This is a genomic window from Pseudomonas fluorescens (assembly GCF_019212185.1).
Taxonomy (GTDB): Bacteria; Pseudomonadota; Gammaproteobacteria; order Pseudomonadales; family Pseudomonadaceae; genus Aquipseudomonas.
In genome coordinates this window covers 4,633,459-4,651,311 of the sequence record NZ_CP078138.1, presented here as the reverse complement: position 1 = coordinate 4,651,311, position 17,853 = coordinate 4,633,459, and the positions used below count along the sequence as shown (strand labels likewise).

Annotated in this window: 13 protein-coding genes; 7 read left to right on the top strand and 6 right to left on the bottom strand. The window is 61.1% G+C overall.

Going from position 1 to position 17,853, the window contains the following annotated elements; genetic code table 11:
- Positions 1-25: 25 nt before the first annotated feature.
- The 4 genes from pabB to rloA form a co-directional block, all read right to left on the bottom strand.
- Complete coding sequence (pabB, locus tag KW062_RS20575) at positions 26-1,369, bottom strand: aminodeoxychorismate synthase component I (protein ID WP_105754491.1); 1,344 nt, start codon at positions 1,367-1,369, stop codon at positions 26-28.
- A gap of 186 nt (positions 1,370-1,555) precedes the next feature.
- Positions 1,556-2,542 carry an alpha-L-glutamate ligase-like protein gene (locus KW062_RS20570; protein WP_105754492.1) on the bottom strand — a complete coding sequence of 329 codons (987 nt, stop codon included), beginning with the start codon at positions 2,540-2,542 and terminating at the stop codon, positions 1,556-1,558.
- Positions 2,542-4,074, bottom strand: coding sequence for an osmotic stress tolerance membrane protein RloB (gene rloB, locus KW062_RS20565; RefSeq protein WP_105754493.1), 1,533 nt, complete (start codon positions 4,072-4,074; stop codon positions 2,542-2,544). The genes KW062_RS20570 and rloB overlap by 1 nt, the downstream gene beginning before the upstream one ends.
- Positions 4,075-4,079: 5 nt before the next feature.
- Positions 4,080-4,616: a retropepsin-like aspartic peptidase RloA gene (gene rloA / locus KW062_RS20560; RefSeq protein ID WP_027618051.1), complete on the bottom strand. Its 537-nt coding sequence runs from the start codon at positions 4,614-4,616 to the stop codon at positions 4,080-4,082.
- Between the two features lie 274 nt (positions 4,617-4,890).
- Here rloA and KW062_RS20555 point away from each other — a divergent pair, with 274 nt between their 5' ends.
- From KW062_RS20555 to prpF, 5 genes are all read left to right on the top strand, one after another.
- A complete protein-coding gene (locus KW062_RS20555; RefSeq protein ID WP_177327233.1) occupies positions 4,891-5,610 on the top strand; it encodes a GntR family transcriptional regulator in 720 nt (239 codons plus the stop codon).
- Entirely contained in the window at positions 5,607-6,497 is an 891-nt protein-coding gene (gene prpB, locus KW062_RS20550) for a methylisocitrate lyase (protein WP_027618049.1), read from the top strand. Before KW062_RS20555 ends, prpB begins: the two co-directional genes overlap by 4 nt.
- Before the next feature lie 185 nt (positions 6,498-6,682).
- Entirely contained in the window at positions 6,683-7,810 is a 1,128-nt protein-coding gene (gene prpC / locus KW062_RS20545) for a bifunctional 2-methylcitrate synthase/citrate synthase (protein WP_027618048.1), read from the top strand.
- Between the two features lie 199 nt (positions 7,811-8,009).
- Positions 8,010-10,601: a Fe/S-dependent 2-methylisocitrate dehydratase AcnD gene (gene acnD / locus KW062_RS20540; RefSeq protein ID WP_027618047.1), complete on the top strand. Its 2,592-nt coding sequence runs from the start codon at positions 8,010-8,012 to the stop codon at positions 10,599-10,601.
- A gap of 52 nt (positions 10,602-10,653) precedes the next feature.
- Positions 10,654-11,844 carry a 2-methylaconitate cis-trans isomerase PrpF gene (prpF, locus tag KW062_RS20535; RefSeq protein WP_105754496.1) on the top strand — a complete coding sequence of 397 codons (1,191 nt, stop codon included), beginning with the start codon at positions 10,654-10,656 and terminating at the stop codon, positions 11,842-11,844.
- Positions 11,845-11,956: 112 nt separating this feature from the next.
- Here prpF and KW062_RS20530 read toward each other — a convergent pair whose 3' ends face one another.
- The gene (locus KW062_RS20530) at positions 11,957-12,898 is read right to left on the bottom strand and encodes a DMT family transporter (RefSeq protein ID WP_105754497.1); all 942 of its coding nucleotides are present in this window, start codon (positions 12,896-12,898) and stop codon (positions 11,957-11,959) included.
- A gap of 54 nt (positions 12,899-12,952) precedes the next feature.
- Here KW062_RS20530 and KW062_RS20525 point away from each other — a divergent pair, with 54 nt between their 5' ends.
- Positions 12,953-14,383: an aminotransferase-like domain-containing protein gene (locus KW062_RS20525; RefSeq protein ID WP_105754498.1), complete on the top strand. Its 1,431-nt coding sequence runs from the start codon at positions 12,953-12,955 to the stop codon at positions 14,381-14,383.
- A 28-nt stretch (positions 14,384-14,411) separates the two neighbouring features.
- Here KW062_RS20525 and ppsR read toward each other — a convergent pair whose 3' ends face one another.
- Positions 14,412-15,230 carry a posphoenolpyruvate synthetase regulatory kinase/phosphorylase PpsR gene (gene ppsR, locus KW062_RS20520; RefSeq protein ID WP_027618043.1) on the bottom strand — a complete coding sequence of 273 codons (819 nt, stop codon included), beginning with the start codon at positions 15,228-15,230 and terminating at the stop codon, positions 14,412-14,414.
- Positions 15,231-15,406: 176 nt separating this feature from the next.
- On the opposite strand from ppsR, the gene ppsA reads away from it, so the two are divergent.
- Positions 15,407-17,782 carry a phosphoenolpyruvate synthase gene (ppsA, locus tag KW062_RS20515; RefSeq protein WP_105754499.1) on the top strand — a complete coding sequence of 792 codons (2,376 nt, stop codon included), beginning with the start codon at positions 15,407-15,409 and terminating at the stop codon, positions 17,780-17,782.
- Positions 17,783-17,853 lie beyond the last annotated feature (71 nt).

Sequence of the window (17,853 nt, the reverse complement as noted above, 5' to 3'; positions counted from 1 at the left end):
AGTGCGCTCCCCCGGCCGGTCAGCCTCATAGCCCCTGCAAGGTGTCCAGCAGCACTTTGACCTTGGTGATCGATTCCTGGTATTCCGCTTGCCAATCCGAGTCGGCCACGATCCCGCCGCCGCCCCAGCAGCACACCTGACCGTCCTTGACCAACAAGCTGCGGATGGCGATCGAACTGTCCATTTCCCCGCGCACGTCCAGATACAACAGCGAGCCGCAATACAAGCCACGGCGGGTAGGCTCCAGCTCGTCGATGATCTGCATCGCCCGTATCTTCGGTGCGCCAGTGATCGAGCCGCCGGGAAAGCTTCCGCCGATCAGGTCGAGGGCATCCTTATCGGCGGCCAGTTCGCCAGTGACGCTGCTCACCAGGTGGTGAACGTTGGGATAGCTTTCCAGGCTGAACAGCTCCGGCACCCGCACCGAGCCGATACGGCAGGTGCGGCCAAGGTCGTTACGCAGCAGGTCGACGATCATCAGGTTTTCCGCCCGATCCTTGGGGCTGGCCAGCAGTTCGGCGGCGTTGGCCGCATCTTCGCTGGCGTTTGCCCCGCGTGGGCGGGTGCCTTTGATCGGTCGGGTTTCGACATGACCGGCAGTGACTTTGACGAAGCGTTCCGGTGACAGGCTGAGAATCGCATCGCCGCCGGGCAGGCTCTGGAAGCCCGAGAATGGCGTCGGGCACGCTGCGCGCAAGGCGCAATAGGCGGCCCAGGCATCGCCCTGGCACTGGGCGCGGAAGCGTTGGGCAAAGTTGACCTGATAACAGTCGCCGGCCTGGATGTACTGCTGGATTTGCTCGAAGGCCTGCCGGTATTCGCCGGCGCTCAAGTCGCCCTGCATCACGCCCTTGAGGTGAAAGCTCGAGTCGATGGCCAGGGTTGGTTGGCTGAACAGGTCGATCAGGCGCTGGCGTTCGCTGTCCACCAACTGTGGGTGAAACACCAGTTGGCTGCTGCACGCCTGGTGATCGCTGATCAGTGCCCAGGGATACAGGCCGAAACGTGCGTCGGGCAGTTGCAGGTCGTCATGGGCCTGGGCGGGCAGGGCTTCCAGGTGACGGCCGAAGTCGTAGCTGAGGTAGCCGATCAAGCCACCGGCGAATGGCAATTCAAGGCCGCTCGGCAGCAAAGCGTTGCCCAGTTGGCCGAGGGTGTCGCGCAGGCGTTGCAGAAACGTCGCACCGCTTTCCTCTGGCGCTACCGCCAGGGTCGCCAATGGCCAGGCGCTGAGCAGGTCGTAGCGGCCGCGCTGGGCGCTCGGCCGTCCGCTGTCGAGGAGCACGCTGCCGGGGGCATGGCGGATCGCCGCAAAATAGTCGGCGGGATTGGAGCGATAGGGCAGGGGGTATACGGAGCAAGTCTGCATGAGCGGGGTAGATCAGCCATTGAGGCGGGGTGGCGATTGTATTCCTCTGTAGGAAATGCCTCTAGAGGAGATGTCGGGAATTGGCAGGTTGAGGGTTTAGGTGTTTGTCAGAGGGGCTTCGCGACGGTGCGACAATTCGACAGGCCCGCTCCTACAGGAGCGGGCTTGCTCGCGAAAAAATCTGGATCAACCCTCAACCGGCGGAATATGCCCAAACATTTCCTGAACAAACGCAACGCGCTCTTCGGCGCTCTCCGTCACACCGCGTGCCTTCAGTTCTTCCAGGCGGGCTTCGACTGCATGGGTGCGCAACGTCAGCCCGCAGTCGTTGGCGATCTGGATGTTCAGCCCCGGCCGCGCATTCAGCTCAAGAATCAGCGGGCCTTTTTCCTGGTCGAGGACCATGTCGACGCCGATGTAACCCAGGCCGCACAGCTCATAGCAGCCGGCGGCGAGTTTCATGAAACCGTCCCAGTAGGGCAGTTGTACGCCGTCGACGGCGTTGGTGGTGTCCGGGTGTTTGTTGATGATGTTGTTCAGCCAGGTACCGCGCAGGGTCAGGCCGGTGGCCAGGTCGACGCCGACGCCAATCGCGCCCTGGTGCAGGTTGGCCTTGCCGCCGGACTGACGGGTCGGCAGGCGCAGCATGGCCATCACCGGGTAGCCCATGAGGACGATGATGCGGATGTCCGGTACACCTTCATAGCTGATGCTCTTGAAGATCTGGTCGGGGATCACCCGGTATTCAATCAGCGCACGGTCGCGGTGCCCACCCAGGGAATATAGGCCGGTGAGGATGCTGGAGATCTGATGCTCGATTTCCTCGTGGCTGATGATCTTCCCCGACACTGTGCGGTAACGGCCCTCGAAGCGATCGGCGATCACCATGATGCCGTCACCGCCGGCCCCCTGTGCCGGCTTGATCACGAAGTCGCTGTGGCCGTCGATAATCTCGCCGAGCTTGTCGATTTCCTTCTCGGTGGAGATCACCCCGTACATTTGCGGCACATGGATGCCGGCCTTGATCGCCCGTTCCTTGGTGATGATCTTGTCATCGACGATCGGGTACAGGCTGCGCTTGTTGTACTTGAGCACGTAGTCGGCGTTACGCCGGTTGATGCCCATGATGCCCCGCGCTTCCAGGGCCTTCCAGGTCTTCCAGAAACCGAACATTACGAATCAGCCTTGAGGAAGGCTTTGAAACGCACCAGTTCGGTCAGGCGGTAGCCGCGATAACGACCCATGGCCAGCATGAAGCCCACCAGGATCAGCAGGATCGCCGGGAAGGTGAATACGAAATACACCAGTTCCGGCACGCTCATGATCAGGTGCGCCAGGGACGCGGCGAACAGCGTGCCTATGGCCACTTTCATCGCATGGCCGCCACCGCGTTCTTCCCAGGTGATCGACAGGCGTTCGATGGTCATGGTCAGGATCACCATCGGGAACAGCGCCACCGACAGGCCGCGTTCCAGGCCCAGCTTGTGGCTGAACAGACTGATGGCGGCGATCAGCACCACGACGAAGGTCAGCACCACCGACAGTCGCGGCAGCATCTGCAGCTTGAGGTGCTCAAGGTACGAGCGCAGCGACAGGCCGAGTGCGGTGATTACGGTAAACAGCACGATGCCGAAGCCCAGTTGGGTCTCGCGGAAGGCCAGGGCGATCAGTACCGGGGTGAAAGTGCCGAGGGTCTGCAGGCCGATCAGGTTGCGCAGGATCAGGATCACCAGCACGCCGATCGGGATCATTACCATGATCATGAAGGTCTGCTGGGTCTGCAGCGGCAGGCCGTACAGCGAGTATTCGAGGAAGTTGGCGTCAGTATTTTCGTCGGTCAGCTTGGCCAGGCGAATGGCGTTCATTTCGCTGTTGTTCATGCTGAAGGTCACGGTGGCTTTCTTGCCGCCGTCGACGGTGATCAGGTTGTCATCGCCGGTCCACCACAGCAGGCGATCGCTGGGCAGGCCCTGCTCGCCGGTTTCCGGATTGAAGTACAGCCAGTCGGTGCCGTTGAAGCTGCGCAGCCACAGTTCAGGAGACTGCGGCTGGTCGGCCACCAGGCGAATGGTGTGGACCTTTTCCACCGGAACGTGGGCGATCGACAGCAGCAGTTCGACGATCTTGGCCTTGTGCGCCGGCGTCGGGTCGCCCGCCAGGAGCATCTTGGCGTTGTCGTCGTTGCTGTTGTTGACCCGCTTGATCGCTTCGCTGATGAAGGTCTCGACGTCCGCCGAGTGCTGGCGAATCGGCGCGAGCAGGGCTTCGGCGGCGATTTTTTCCGGGCCTTCGATGGCAATGCTGTCGCGGAAAGTCGGGCCTTTGACCTTGGGTTTTTCCCCGGTGTAGCGCTTGGTCAGCACCAGGCGGTAGTACAGGGTCTGGTTGCCCTTGGCGCGACGAGCAGACCAGGTGACCTTGCGGTTGCCGTCGACACGGTTCACCGCAACCCCATAGTTGTTGGAGATGAAGCTCTCATTGAGGCTCACGTAGTCGCGGCTCAGCGGCGGCACGAACATCTGGATCTTCACCGGATCCTTGGCGCTGGCGACGAACTCGACCTTGGCGTCGATGTTCCACAGGTCGTCGGTGGCGTCTTCGGTCACCGGAATGCCCAGCACGAAAATCTGGTAGGCCGTAACTGAAATGCCCAGGACCACCAGGATGGCGATGAGGACTTTCAGGTGGAGGGTAAGAGAGCGCATGGGTATTACTCTGCGGTGTGAGCGGCGGTAGCGCAGGCAGGCTTGCCGGCAGCGTATTTAAGGCTTGGGTCGACCAGTGCATCGAAGCGTTTCAGCGCTTCGGAGCCGATCAGGAGCGGGTATTGGAATGCACTTCGGTCGGTCAAGTTCACTTCTATGCTGCGCAAGGCGGTGCCCATGCAGATATCCAGTTCGATGACCGGGCGCGCGGTGTACTTCTTGCCTTCCTCGGGATCGTAGTCGCCGGCACGTCGTTTGATTTTGCTGACCCGCGCCAATGGACGCTCGATCGGGTGCGAATGTGCGGCGTCGATGGCCAGGTAGAAACGCACCCAGGACTCACCGTTGCGTTTGAAGCGCTTGATGTCGCGGGCACTGAGGGAGGCGGTTTTTGCCCCGGTGTCGAGCTTGGCTGCGACTTCCAGGTCGATGCCTGACAGTTGGGCGTACTCGTTGAGGCCGTACACGGTTTTTTCGCCTGCATGACCGAGGCCTGGAAGGCAGAGAAGGCAAAGTAATGAAGGGAGGTGCTTGAGTCTCATAAATCCTGGCGCGTTGCTGTCCATTCTTCAGTTCAAGGAGACTGGCATTAACTGCACAAGCGCCCTCGTATGCCTATCACGCGAAGATGACAGGCAAATGCGGGCGGCATTCTAACACGCTGTTTTTCTGGTGCCAGCGCCGAGGCGGTCCTTTGATTTTGCTTTAGCAAAAACGTTTATTAGACGATTGTCGACAATCTCACTATTTCCTTTGACTGCGATGAGGATATTGGTTAGTTTTTGCCTCATTGACTTACAAGGTGTCGACAATATGCTGGATCAACTCGATCCCCCGGTGATTACCCCTGACGATTCGGAGACCCTCTCTGAAAACGTCTTCCGGCGTATTCAGGCAGCCATCGTCAAAGGCGACATCGCCCCGGGTAGCAAAATCTCCGAGCCGGAGCTGGCGCGCACCTACGGCATCAGTCGCGGCCCGCTGCGCGAGGCGATACACCGTCTCGAAGGTCAGCGCCTGCTGGTGCGCGTGCCCCATGTCGGCGCCCGTGTGGTATCGCTGAACCACGCCGAGCTGATTGAGCTCTACGAAATTCGCGAGTCCCTCGAAGGCATGGCCTGTCGTTTGGCCGCCGAGCGCATGAGCAATGAAGAAATCGACGAGCTGCGCCAGGTGCTGGAAACCCACGAGCGTGATGCCGCGTTCCAGGCCGGTGTCGGCTACTACCAGCAGGAAGGCGATTTCGACTTCCACTACCGAATCATCCAGGGCAGCGGCAACCGCACGCTGACCCAAATGCTCTGCGGCGAGCTGTATCAATTGGTGCGTATGTACCGCATGAAGTTTTCCGCCACGCCCAATCGGCCGCGCCAGGCGTTCGCTGAGCACCACCGAATTCTCGATGCCATCGCCGACCGTGACGGTGAGCTGGCCGAGTTACTGATGCGCCGTCACATCGGCGCCTCGAAACGCAACATCGCCCGTCACTATCAGGACGGCGCCCATCAGACAGTCACTCCACGAGGTGAGTCATGAGTTCCAACAAGAGCACACCAGGCCAGCGTTTCCGTGATGCGGTTGCCAGCGAGCAACCGTTGCAAGTGGTCGGCGCAATCAACGCCAACCATGCGCTGCTGGCCAAGCGCGCCGGTTTCAAAGCTATTTATCTGTCGGGTGGCGGCGTCGCTGCCGGTTCCCTCGGCGTGCCGGACCTGGGCATCACCGGCCTGGATGACGTGCTGACCGACGTCCGCCGCATCACCGACGTCTGCGACCTGCCACTGCTGGTCGATGTCGACACCGGTTTCGGTTCCTCGGCCTTCAACGTGGCCCGTACCGTGAAGTCGATGATCAAGTTCGGCGCTGCGGCGATTCACATCGAAGACCAGGTCGGCGCCAAGCGTTGCGGTCACCGCCCGAACAAGGAAATCGTCACTCAGCAGGAAATGGTCGATCGCATCAAGGCCGCCGTCGATGCCCGTACCGATGACAGCTTCGTGATCATGGCCCGTACCGACGCCCTGGCCGTTGAAGGCCTGGAGTCGGCGCTGGATCGCGCCGCCGCGTGCATCGAAGCCGGTGCCGACATGGTGTTCCCGGAAGCCATTACTGAGCTGGAAATGTACAAGCTGTTCGCCAGCCGTGTGAAAGCGCCGATCCTGGCCAACATCACCGAATTCGGCGCCACCCCGCTGTACACCACCGAGCAGCTCAAGGCCGCCGATGTGTCGCTGGTGCTGTACCCGCTGTCGGCGTTCCGCGCCATGAACAAGGCCGCGGAAAACGTCTACACCGCAATCCGCCGCGATGGCACCCAGCAAAATGTCATCGACACCATGCAGACTCGCATGGAGCTCTACGATCGCATCGACTACCACACCTTCGAGCAGAAGCTCGATGCGTTGTTCGCCGCGAAAAAATGATGAACCCCCTGTACCTGTAGGAGCGAGCCCGCTCGCGATGGGCGTCAACGATAACGCGGGCCCCCTGACACACCGTGGTGTCGGGACCTGCATCGCGAGCAGGCTCGCTCCTACAAGGTCGGGTGTGAATCCCGATCAATGTATTTGCCGATTCCCTAACAAATTCAAGAAAACTGGAGACAGCAATGGCCGAAGCAAAAGTACTGAGTGGCGCCGGGCTCCGTGGCCAGGTGGCCGGACAAACTGCACTGTCCACCGTTGGCCAGGAAGGCGCAGGCCTGACGTATCGCGGTTATGACGTGCGCGAACTGGCGGCCGAGGCGCGCTTCGAAGAAGTGGCCTACCTGTTGCTCTACGGCGAATTGCCGAGCAAGGCGCAACTGGCTGCCTACGTGACCAAGCTGAGCAAGCTGCGCGACCTGCCGCAAGCGCTGAAGGAAGTGCTGGAGCGCATTCCGGCCGACGCCCATCCGATGGATGTGATGCGCACCGGTTGCTCGTTCCTCGGCAACCTGGAAGCGGAGAACGATTTCTCCGAGCAGCACGACAAGACCGACCGCCTGCTGGCCGCATTCCCGGCGATCATGACCTACTGGTATCGCTTCAGCCACGATGGCAAGCGCATCGACTGCGTGAGCGACGAAGAGTCAATCGGCGGGCACTTCCTGCACCTGCTGCACGACAAGAAGCCGAGCGAGCTGCACGTCAAGGTGATGAACGTTTCGCTGATTCTCTACGCCGAGCACGAGTTCAACGCCTCGACCTTCACCGCGCGCGTCTGTGCCTCGACCCTGTCCGACCTGTTCTCCTGCATCACCGCCGCCATCGGCTCGCTGCGCGGTCCGCTGCACGGTGGCGCCAACGAAGCGGCGATGGAAATGATCGAGCGCTTCAATTCGCCTGAAGAGGCGATCAAGGGCACCCTCGGCATGCTGGAGCGCAAGGACAAGATCATGGGCTTCGGCCATGCGATCTACAAAGACAGCGATCCGCGTAACGAAGTGATCAAGGGTTGGTCGAAAAAACTCGCTGACGAAGTGGGCGACAACGTGTTGTTCCCGGTTTCGGAAGCCATCGACAAGACCATGTGGGAGCAGAAGAAACTGTTCCCCAACGCCGATTTCTACCATGCCTCGGCGTACCACTTCATGGGCATCCCGACCAAGCTGTTCACGCCAATCTTCGTCTGCTCGCGCCTGACTGGCTGGGCGGCGCATGTGTTCGAACAGCGTGCCAACAACCGCATCATCCGCCCGAGCGCCGAGTACACCGGCGTCGAACAGCGCAAGTTCGTGCCAATCGAACAACGCTGAATGGTGGGGGCCGGTAGCGGGATCTGAATCAACGCAGATCCCTGTAGGAACGAGCCTGCTCGCGATGGCGGTGGGTCAATCAATGATGATGTTGAATGACCCACCATCGCTGGCAGGCCAGCTCCCACAGTGGACAGTGTGAATTTCGAATTCGGCGCCTGGCCCCACCTCTTGAAACTACCGTGACCGAGTCCCGACGATGAACACAGAATTTCGCAAATCGCTGCCAGGCAGCCAACTGGATTACTTCGACGTCCGTGCGGCGGTCGAAGCCATTCAGCCTGGCGCCTACGACACCCTGCCGTACACCTCCCGCGTGCTGGCGGAAAACCTTGTGCGTCGCTGTGATCCGGCCACGCTCACCGAATCCCTGAAGCAGTTCATCGAGCGCAAGCGCGATCTCGACTTCCCGTGGTTCCCCGCCCGCGTGGTCTGCCACGACATTCTGGGCCAGACCGCGCTGGTCGACCTCGCCGGCCTGCGTGACGCCATCGCCCTGCAAGGCGGTGACCCGGCGCAAGTCAATCCGGTGGTGCCGACCCAATTGATCGTCGACCACTCCCTGGCCGTCGAGCGCGGTGGTTTCGATCCCGAGGCGTTCGAGAAGAACCGCGCTATCGAAGACCGCCGTAACGAAGACCGTTTCCACTTCATCAACTGGACCAAGAAGGCGTTCAAGAACGTCGACGTGATCCCGCCAGGCAACGGCATCATGCACCAGATCAACCTGGAGAAAATGTCTCCGGTGATCCAGGTCCGTGATGGCGTGGCCTTCCCTGATACCTGCGTCGGCACCGACAGCCACACCCCGCACGTCGATGCGCTGGGTGTGATCGCCATTGGCGTGGGTGGCCTGGAAGCCGAGAGTGTGATGCTCGGTCGTGCGTCCTGGATGCGCCTGCCGGAAAGCGTCGGCGTCGAATTGACCGGCAAACTGCAACCGGGCATCACCGCCACTGACATGGTGCTGGCGCTGACCGAGTTCCTGCGCAAGCAAAAAGTCGTGGGTGCCTGGCTGGAGTTCTTCGGCGAAGGCGCCTCGGCCCTGACCCTCGGCGACCGCGCAACCATTTCCAACATGGCCCCGGAATACGGCGCCACCGCAGCGATGTTCTACATCGATCAGCAGACCATCGACTATCTCAAACTCACCGGCCGTGAAGACGAGCAAGTGCAATTGGTGGAGAGCTACGCCAAGCAGGTTGGCCTGTGGGCAGACAGCCTCAAAGGCGCGCAATACGAGCGCGGCCTGACCTTCGACCTGTCGTCGGTGGTGCGCAATATGGCCGGCCCGAGCAACCCGCACGCCCGTGTCGCGGTGTCGGACCTGGCCGCCAAAGGCATTTCCGGCAAATGGGAAGAAGTCCCTGGCCAGATGCCGGACGGCGCGGTGATCATCGCGGCGATCACCAGCTGCACCAACACCAGCAACCCGCGCAACGTGATTGCCGCCGGCCTGCTGGCGCGTAACGCCAACAAGCTGGGCCTGACCCGCAAGCCATGGGTCAAATCGTCCCTGGCCCCGGGCTCGAAAACCGTGGCGCTGTACCTCGACGAGGCAGGCCTGACCCAAGAGCTGGACCAGCTTGGTTTCGGTGTCGTGGCCTTCGCCTGCACCACCTGCAACGGCATGTCCGGTGCACTGGACCCGGTGATCCAGCAAGAGATCATCGACCGTGACCTGTACGCCACCGCCGTGCTGTCCGGTAACCGTAACTTCGACGGCCGGATCCACCCGTACGCCAAGCAGGCGTTCCTCGCCTCGCCGCCGCTGGTGGTGGCCTACGCTATTGCCGGGACCATCCGTTTCGACATTGAAAAAGACGTGTTGGGCGTGGTTGACGGCAAGGAAATCCGCCTGAAAGACATCTGGCCAAGCGACGAGGAAATCGACGCCGTGGTCAAGGCCTCGGTCAAGCCGGAGCAGTTCCGCCAGGTCTACATCCCGATGTTCGCGATCCACGAAGACACCGGCCCGAAAGTGGCGCCGCTGTACGAGTGGCGTGAAATGAGCACCTACATTCGCCGTCCGCCGTACTGGGAAGGCGCACTGGCCGGCGCGCGTCCGCTCAAGGGCATGCGTCCATTGGCGGTGCTGCCGGACAACATCACCACCGACCACCTGTCGCCATCCAACGCGATCATGATGGACAGCGCCGCTGGCGAATACCTGGCGAAAATGGGCCTGCCGGAAGAGGACTTCAACTCCTACGCGACCCACCGTGGCGACCACCTGACCGCGCAGCGCGCAACCTTTGCCAACCCGAAACTGTTCAACGAAATGGTCCAGGAAAACGGCAAGGTCAAGCAGGGTTCGCTGGCCCGTGTCGAGCCGGAAGGCCAAGTGATGCGTATGTGGGAAGCGATCGAAACCTACATGGACCGCAAACAGCCGCTGATCATCATCGCCGGTGCCGACTACGGCCAGGGCTCGTCCCGTGACTGGGCGGCCAAGGGCGTGCGCCTGGCCGGTGTCGAAGCGATTGCCGCCGAAGGTTTCGAGCGCATCCACCGCACCAATCTGGTGGGCATGGGCGTGTTGCCGCTGGAGTTCAAGCCGGGCACCGACCGCAAGACTCTCGGCATCGACGGTACCGAAACCTACGACGTGGTCGGCGAGCGCACTCCGCGTGCGACCCTGACCCTGGTCATCACTCGCAAGAACGGTGAGCAGGTGTCGGTGCCGGTGACCTGCCGCCTCGACACCGCCGAAGAAGTTTCGATCTACGAGGCCGGTGGCGTGCTGCAGCGTTTTGCCCAGGACTTCCTCGAATCGGCAGCCGCCGTTTAACCCCCGACGCGCCGCGTGGGACGCAGGTCCCGCGCAGGCCAAAAGGAGCATCATGGCTCACGCACCGCAAATCAAAATTGCCGCCACCTATATGCGCGGCGGCACCAGCAAAGGCGTGTTCTTCAGCCTGCAGGATCTGCCCGAGTCGGCGCAGGTCCCGGGCCCGTCCCGCGACGCATTGCTGCTGCGGGTCATCGGCAGTCCCGACCCTTATGAAAAACAGATCGATGGCATGGGCGCGGCGACATCGAGCACCAGCAAGACGGTGATCGTGTCCAAAAGCATCAAGGCCGATCACGACGTTGACTACCTATTCGGCCAGGTCTCGATCGACAAGCCTTTTGTCGACTGGAGCGGCAACTGCGGCAACCTCTCGGCAGCCGTCGGTTCCTTCGCCATCAGCAGCGGCCTGGTCGACGCCGGCCGTGTGCCGCACAACGGCGTGGCCGTGGTGCGCATCTGGCAGGCCAACATCGGCAAGACCATCATCGCTCACGTACCAGTGACCGATGGCGCGGTGCAGGAAACCGGTGATTTCGAACTCGACGGCGTGACCTTTCCGGCCGCCGAAGTGCAGCTGGAATTCATCAGCCCGGCAGCCGAGGAAGAGGGCGCGGGTGGTTCGATGTTCCCCACCGGCAACCTGGTCGACGACCTCGAGGTTCCAGGCGTTGGCACCTTGAAAGTGACCATGATTAACGCGGGCATCCCGACAATTTTTATCAATGCACAGGACATCGGCTATACCGGGACCGAGCTGCAGGGCGCGATCAACGGTGACGCGAAAGCGCTGCAGATTTTCGAAACCATCCGTGCCTACGGCGCGTTGCGCATGGGCCTGATCGCCAATGTCGACGAAGCGGCCAAGCGTCAGCACACGCCGAAAGTGGCGTTCGTTGCGCCGGCGACCGATTACGTATCTTCCAGCGGCAAGCCGGTGGCGACCGGGGATGTCGACCTGCTGGTGCGGGCCTTGTCCATGGGCAAATTGCACCACGCCATGATGGGCACCGCCGCCGTGGCCATCGGCACTGCGGCTGCAATCAACGGCACCCTGGTGAACCTGGCGGCCGGCGGTATCGAGCGCAACGCTGTACGCTTCGGCCACCCATCCGGCACCTTGCGCGTCGGCGCCGAGGCTAATCTGGTCGATGGCGAATGGACCGTCACCAAAGCCATCATGAGCCGCAGTGCGCGGGTGTTGATGGAAGGCTGGGTGCGCGTGCCGGGTGACTGCTTCTAGTCACCCCGCACCCTTGCTCGCGATGGTGTTGGCACAGGCAGAATTGATGTTGCCTGACACTCTGCCATCGCGAGCAGCGGAACGCCGCCCGGGCTGCTCCCACAGCAAGTTTTCAGCGTTTGAACCACCTCTCCACCGGCAGTTTGGTAATCGCAAACCCTGCCAGCAGCACCGCCGAATAACCCATCAATTGCGCTGAAATCTCCTGCCCCTCGTACCACGCGCCAATCATCACCGCGAACACCGGAAAGATGATAAACACGAACGACAGGATGATTGGGCTCAAGCGCTTGAGCAGCAGGAAGTACACGATAAATCCGCCCACCGAAGCCACCAATCCCAAGTACAGCAGGGCGCCCCATGAGCGTGCGCTGATGGCCGAAAAGTTTGGGTTCTCCAGCCCCAGGCCGGCGACAAACAGCATCAGCCCGGCAATGCCGATGGGCAGGGTGTTGTAGGTGATGACGCTGATGGCGCTGCCGTGTTTCTTGGTCACCACGTAGCACAGCGCGTGCAGAATCGCCGCCGTCAGAATTGCCAGCACACCGAACAGCTCCGCATGATCCAGGTGCAAGCCCTGGCTGCGAATGATCATGAACAGGCTGGCAAAGCCAATCGCGATTCCCAGTACTTGCGAGGCGTAAATTCTTTCGCGCAGAAACAGCGCGGTGAAGATCAGGATGAACACCGGCATGCAGCTGAACAGCAATGCGGTGAGCCCCGATGAGACGTGCATCTCGCCGTAGTTGAGCAAGTAGTACGGCAGGCTGAAGTACGCCAGGGTGACGAACAGGAAAAACCAGCGGCTGCCCTTGGGGAACATCAGCGGTTCGCGGCGCCAGGCGGCGAAGCCCAGGAACAGCGGGAACGCAATCAAAAAGCGCAGCCCGGCCGCCGTCAGCGGCGGCACGCTTTCGACGGCGATTTTGATCCCCAGCCAAGTAGTGCCCCAACTCAGGCACACAACGAGAAACAGCAGGCTGGTTACCATGCCCGCTAGCCAGTGGGTGTTAGCCGTCCGTGCAGTGCCGCTTGCGACAATTGATCTGGTCATGAAAAAGGTCTATCTCTAATTGAACCTGTTTTCGGCACGCTATTAGGGGTTGATATGGCTGTCAAAGTAAGTATTGCCATGGTGTCAATCCTGCGGGATGCCTTGCTCAATGGCGCCGGGGTCAAGTACCAGCGCTTGGCGGACGGCGTGGAGCAGGGCATCGCCGACGGTGTGATTGCGCCGGGCTGCAAGTTACCGCCCCACCGGCTATTGGCCGACAGCCTCGGCGTGACAGTGGGGACCATCAGTCGCGCTTATGCCGAACTGGAGCGCCTGGGCAAAGTGGTCGCCCGGGTAGGTGATGGCACCTATGTCCGCGAGCAAGGTTTGGAGCGCGTGCGTGATGGCGGTTTTCGAAACGTCAGCGTTGAGCCACAGCCGAATTTCGACATGAGTCGCAACCAGCCGATTCCCGGGTATGACACCCTGTTGTTGAGTCAGGGATTGCAGGCCCTGGCCGCTGATTTCCAAGCCATGCAGCGCATTGGCGGCTACACCGATGAAGCCGGCTTTTTGGCCTGTCGCGTAGCGGGTGCGCAGTGGATCAGTCATGGCGGTTTTGTTGCCGACGCCGAGCAGGTGATTTGCGTCAACGGCGCCCAGCACGGTCTGTCCTGCACCTTGATGGCGTTGCTCAAGGCCGGCGACACGCTGGTCACCGAGCAATTGACCTACCCGGGGCTGATCAGCATCGCACGCGGTCTCGGCATAAAACTCATCGGTCTGGCGATGGACGCTGAAGGACTGATACCGGCAGCGCTGGATGAAGTGTGTCGTCATCATCGGGTCGCGGCGCTGTATTGCACGCCGACTATCCAAAATCCCACGGCGGCAGTGATGTCACTTGCCAGGCGGGCGGAACTGGTCGAGGTGTGTCGTGCGCATAATCTGTTGATTATCGAGGACGAAGCCCACGCGGTATTGGATCAGGATCGACCGCTGCCGCTGAGCTATTTTGCCCCTGAACGCACGGTGTTGATTGCCAGCCTCAGCAAGGCCGTATCGGCAGGATTGCGGGTGGGTTACTTGCATGCGCCGCAGGCATTGGCCACTCGTCTGTCGGCAGCGGTACGGGCGTCTTGCTGGATGGCGACACCTTTGTCCATGGAACTGGCTCGATCGTGGGTTGAAAGCGGTACGGCCCAGCGACTGCTTGCGCAGCAGGTTACCGAAATCAGCCGTCGTAAAGCGTTGGTGATGCCGCTGCTGCAAGGCTTGATTTATCGAACTCAGCGACACAGCCCGCATGTCTGGATCGAAGTACCGGAACCGTGGCGCGCCTCTCAGATTGAGGCCGAACTGAAGCAGCGTGGCTACCTGGTCGCCACGGCCGAGGCGTTCGCCGTCGGTCATGGCGCGGTGCCCCAGGGGATTCGGCTGAGTGTCTGCAACGCCAGCGGTGATGACCGGTTGCTGCTGGAGGGGGTTGAAGCGGTGGCAAGCGCATTGGGGCAGGGCATGGACATTGCGGCGATGGGGGCGTGATCGCCCCCCGATTTAGTCGCCGGCGGGGTTACTTGAACCGGCGTTCGACACCTTTTTCAACGAGGATCTTCGCCGAGATTTCTTCTACCGAAAAGTGCGTGGAGTTGATATTCGGGATGTTCTCGCGGCGGAACAGGTTTTCCACCTCGCGCACTTCGAACTCGCACTGGGCGTAGCTCGAATAGCGGCTGTTGGGCTTGCGCTCGTTGCGGATCGCGGTCAGGCGGTCGGGGTCGATGGTCAGGCCGAACAGTTTGTGCTGGTGGGCGCGCAGGGCGGCCGGCAATTGCAGGCGTTCCATGTCGTCTTCGGTCAGCGGGTAGTTGGCCGCGCGGATGCCGAATTGCATGGCCATGTACAGGCAGGTCGGGGTCTTGCCGCAGCGCGACACGCCCACCAGGATCAGGTCGGCCTTGTCGTAGTAGTGAGTGCGGGCGCCGTCGTCGTTGTCCAGCGCGAAGTTCACCGCCTCGATGCGCTCCATGTAGTTGGAGTTGTGCCCGATGGAGTGGGATTTGCCTACGGAGTAGGACGAGTGCTCGCTCAATTCCTGCTCCAGGGGCGCCAGGAAGGTCGAGAAAATGTCGATCATGAAACCGTTGGACGTGGCGAGGATCTCACGAATGTCCTGGTTGACGATGGTGTCGAAGATGATCGGCCGGAAGCCGTCCTTTTCGGCGGCCGTATTGATTTGTTGTACCATGGCGCGGGCTTTATCCACGCTGTCGATATAGGGCCGCGTGAATTTGCTGAAAGTAACATTTTCGAACTGCGCCAACAGACTTTGACCCAGGGTTTCGGCAGTGATGCCCGTGCCGTCGGAAATAAAGAACGCAGATCGTTTCATTTGCACCTTGGGCCTTAAGCTAGTGACGATTCTTGGATATGATAGGCGCGATTTTGCCGGCCCGGATTGGCCCGCATTCTCACTTATTTTCCAGGTCCAGGCCATATTGCTGGCAAATGCTCCCCTGAGCCGCCGGTACCCTGAGCTTTTCCAACACAGTTAGTGGAGAGATCACCTTGGTAGAGTACGTAGTTTCCCTCGATAAGCTCGGCAAACACGATGTTGAGCATGTGGGGGGCAAGAACGCATCCCTGGGCGAGATGATCAGCAACCTCGCAGGTGCCGGTGTATCGGTACCTGGTGGCTTTGCCACGACCGCACAGGCTTATCGTGATTTCCTCGAACTGAGCGGCCTGAACCAGCAGATTCACGACGCCCTGGATGCCCTGGACGTCGACGACGTCAACGCCCTGGCCAAGACCGGCGCACAGATCCGTCAATGGATCATGGAAGCCGAGTTCCCTGAAAAACTGAATGCCGAAATCCGCACCGCGTTCGCCACGCTGTCGGCTGGCAACCCGGACGTCGCCGTAGCCGTGCGTTCGTCGGCCACCGCCGAAGACTTGCCGGACGCTTCGTTCGCCGGCCAGCAGGAAACCTTCCTGAACATCCGTGGCGTCGAGAACGTCATCCGCGCCGCCAAGGAAGTCTTCGCTTCCCTGTTCAACGACCGTGCCATTTCCTACCGCGTCCACCAGGGCTTTGACCACAAACTGGTCGCCCTGTCTGCCGGTGTGCAGCGCATGGTGCGTTCGGAAACTGGCACCGCCGGCGTGATGTTCACCCTCGATACAGAATCCGGCTTCCGTGACGTGGTGTTCATCACCGGCGCTTACGGCCTGGGCGAAACCGTCGTACAAGGCGCGGTGAACCCGGATGAGTTCTACGTGCACAAGGGCACGCTGGCGGCTGGTCGTCCGGCGATCCTGCGTCGTAACCTGGGCAGCAAAGCGATCAAGATGATCTACGGCGACGAGGCCAAGGCCGGTCGTTCGGTCAAGACTGTCGATGTCGACAAGGCCGAGCGCGCGCGTTTCTGCCTGACCGATGCCGAAGTCAGCGAGTTGGCCAAGCAGGCGATGATCATCGAGAAGCACTACCAGTGCCCGATGGACATCGAATGGGCCAAGGACGGTGACGACGGCAAGCTGTACATCGTTCAGGCGCGTCCTGAAACCGTGAAGAGCCGCACCCAGGCCAACGTCATGGAACGTTACCTGTTGAAGGAAACCGGCACCGTGCTGGTGGAAGGCCGTGCCATTGGCCAGCGCATCGGCGCCGGCAAGGTGCGGATCATCAAGGACGTGTCCGAGATGGACAAGGTCCAGCCAGGCGACGTCCTGGTTTCCGATATGACCGACCCGGATTGGGAACCGGTCATGAAGCGCGCCAGCGCCATCGTCACCAACCGTGGCGGTCGTACCTGCCACGCGGCGATCATCGCTCGCGAACTGGGTATTCCGGCAGTCGTCGGTTGCGGTAACGCCACTCAACTGTTGAAAGACGGCCAGGGCGTGACTGTTTCCTGCGCCGAAGGCGACACCGGTTTCATCTTCGAAGGCGAACTGGGCTTCGACGTGAAGAAGAACTCGGTCGACGCCATGCCTGAATTGCCGTTCAAGATCATGATGAACGTCGGCAACCCGGACCGCGCCTTCGACTTCGCCCAGCTGCCGAACGCCGGTGTCGGCCTGGCCCGTCTGGAATTCATCATCAACCGCATGATCGGCGTGCACCCCAAGGCACTGCTGAACTACGACGGCCTGCCGGCTGACATCAAGGAAAGCGTCGACAAGCGTATCGCCGGTTACGACGACCCGGTCGGCTTCTACGTCGAGAAATTGGTCGAGGGTATCAGCACTCTGGCCGCTGCCTTCTATCCGAAAAAGGTCATCGTGCGCTTGTCGGACTTCAAGTCCAACGAATACGCCAACCTGATCGGCGGCAAGCTCTACGAGCCGGAAGAAGAAAACCCGATGCTCGGCTTCCGCGGCGCTTCGCGTTACATCAGCGAAGCGTTCCGTGACTGCTTCGAGCTCGAGTGCCGCGCCCTGAAACGCGTGCGTAACGAGATGGGCCTGACCAACGTCGAGATCATGGTGCCGTTCGTCCGCACCCTGGGCGAGGCGAGCCAGGTGATCGACCTGCTGGCGGAGAACGGTCTGGCTCGCGGTGAAAACGGCCTGCGCATCATCATGATGTGCGAACTGCCGTCCAACGCGATCCTCGCTGAAGAGTTCCTCGAATTCTTCGACGGCTTCTCCATCGGCTCCAACGACCTGACCCAACTGACCCTGGGCCTGGACCGCGACTCCGGAATCATCGCGCACCTGTTCGATGAGCGTAATCCGGCGGTCAAGAAACTGCTGGCCAACGCGATTGCCGCCTGCAACAAGGCCGGCAAGTACATCGGCATCTGCGGTCAGGGTCCTTCCGATCACCCGGACCTGGCCAAGTGGCTGATGGAGCAGGGCATCGAAAGCGTTTCGCTGAACCCGGACTCCGTACTGGAAACCTGGTTCTTCCTGGCAGAAGGTCAGGCTTCGGCTTGATGTAGTGTGAGCGGCTCCCTCGCTCCTGCAAAGGGCGGGGAGTTGTTCGGATTTAAAGCAGGGCGGGCTCC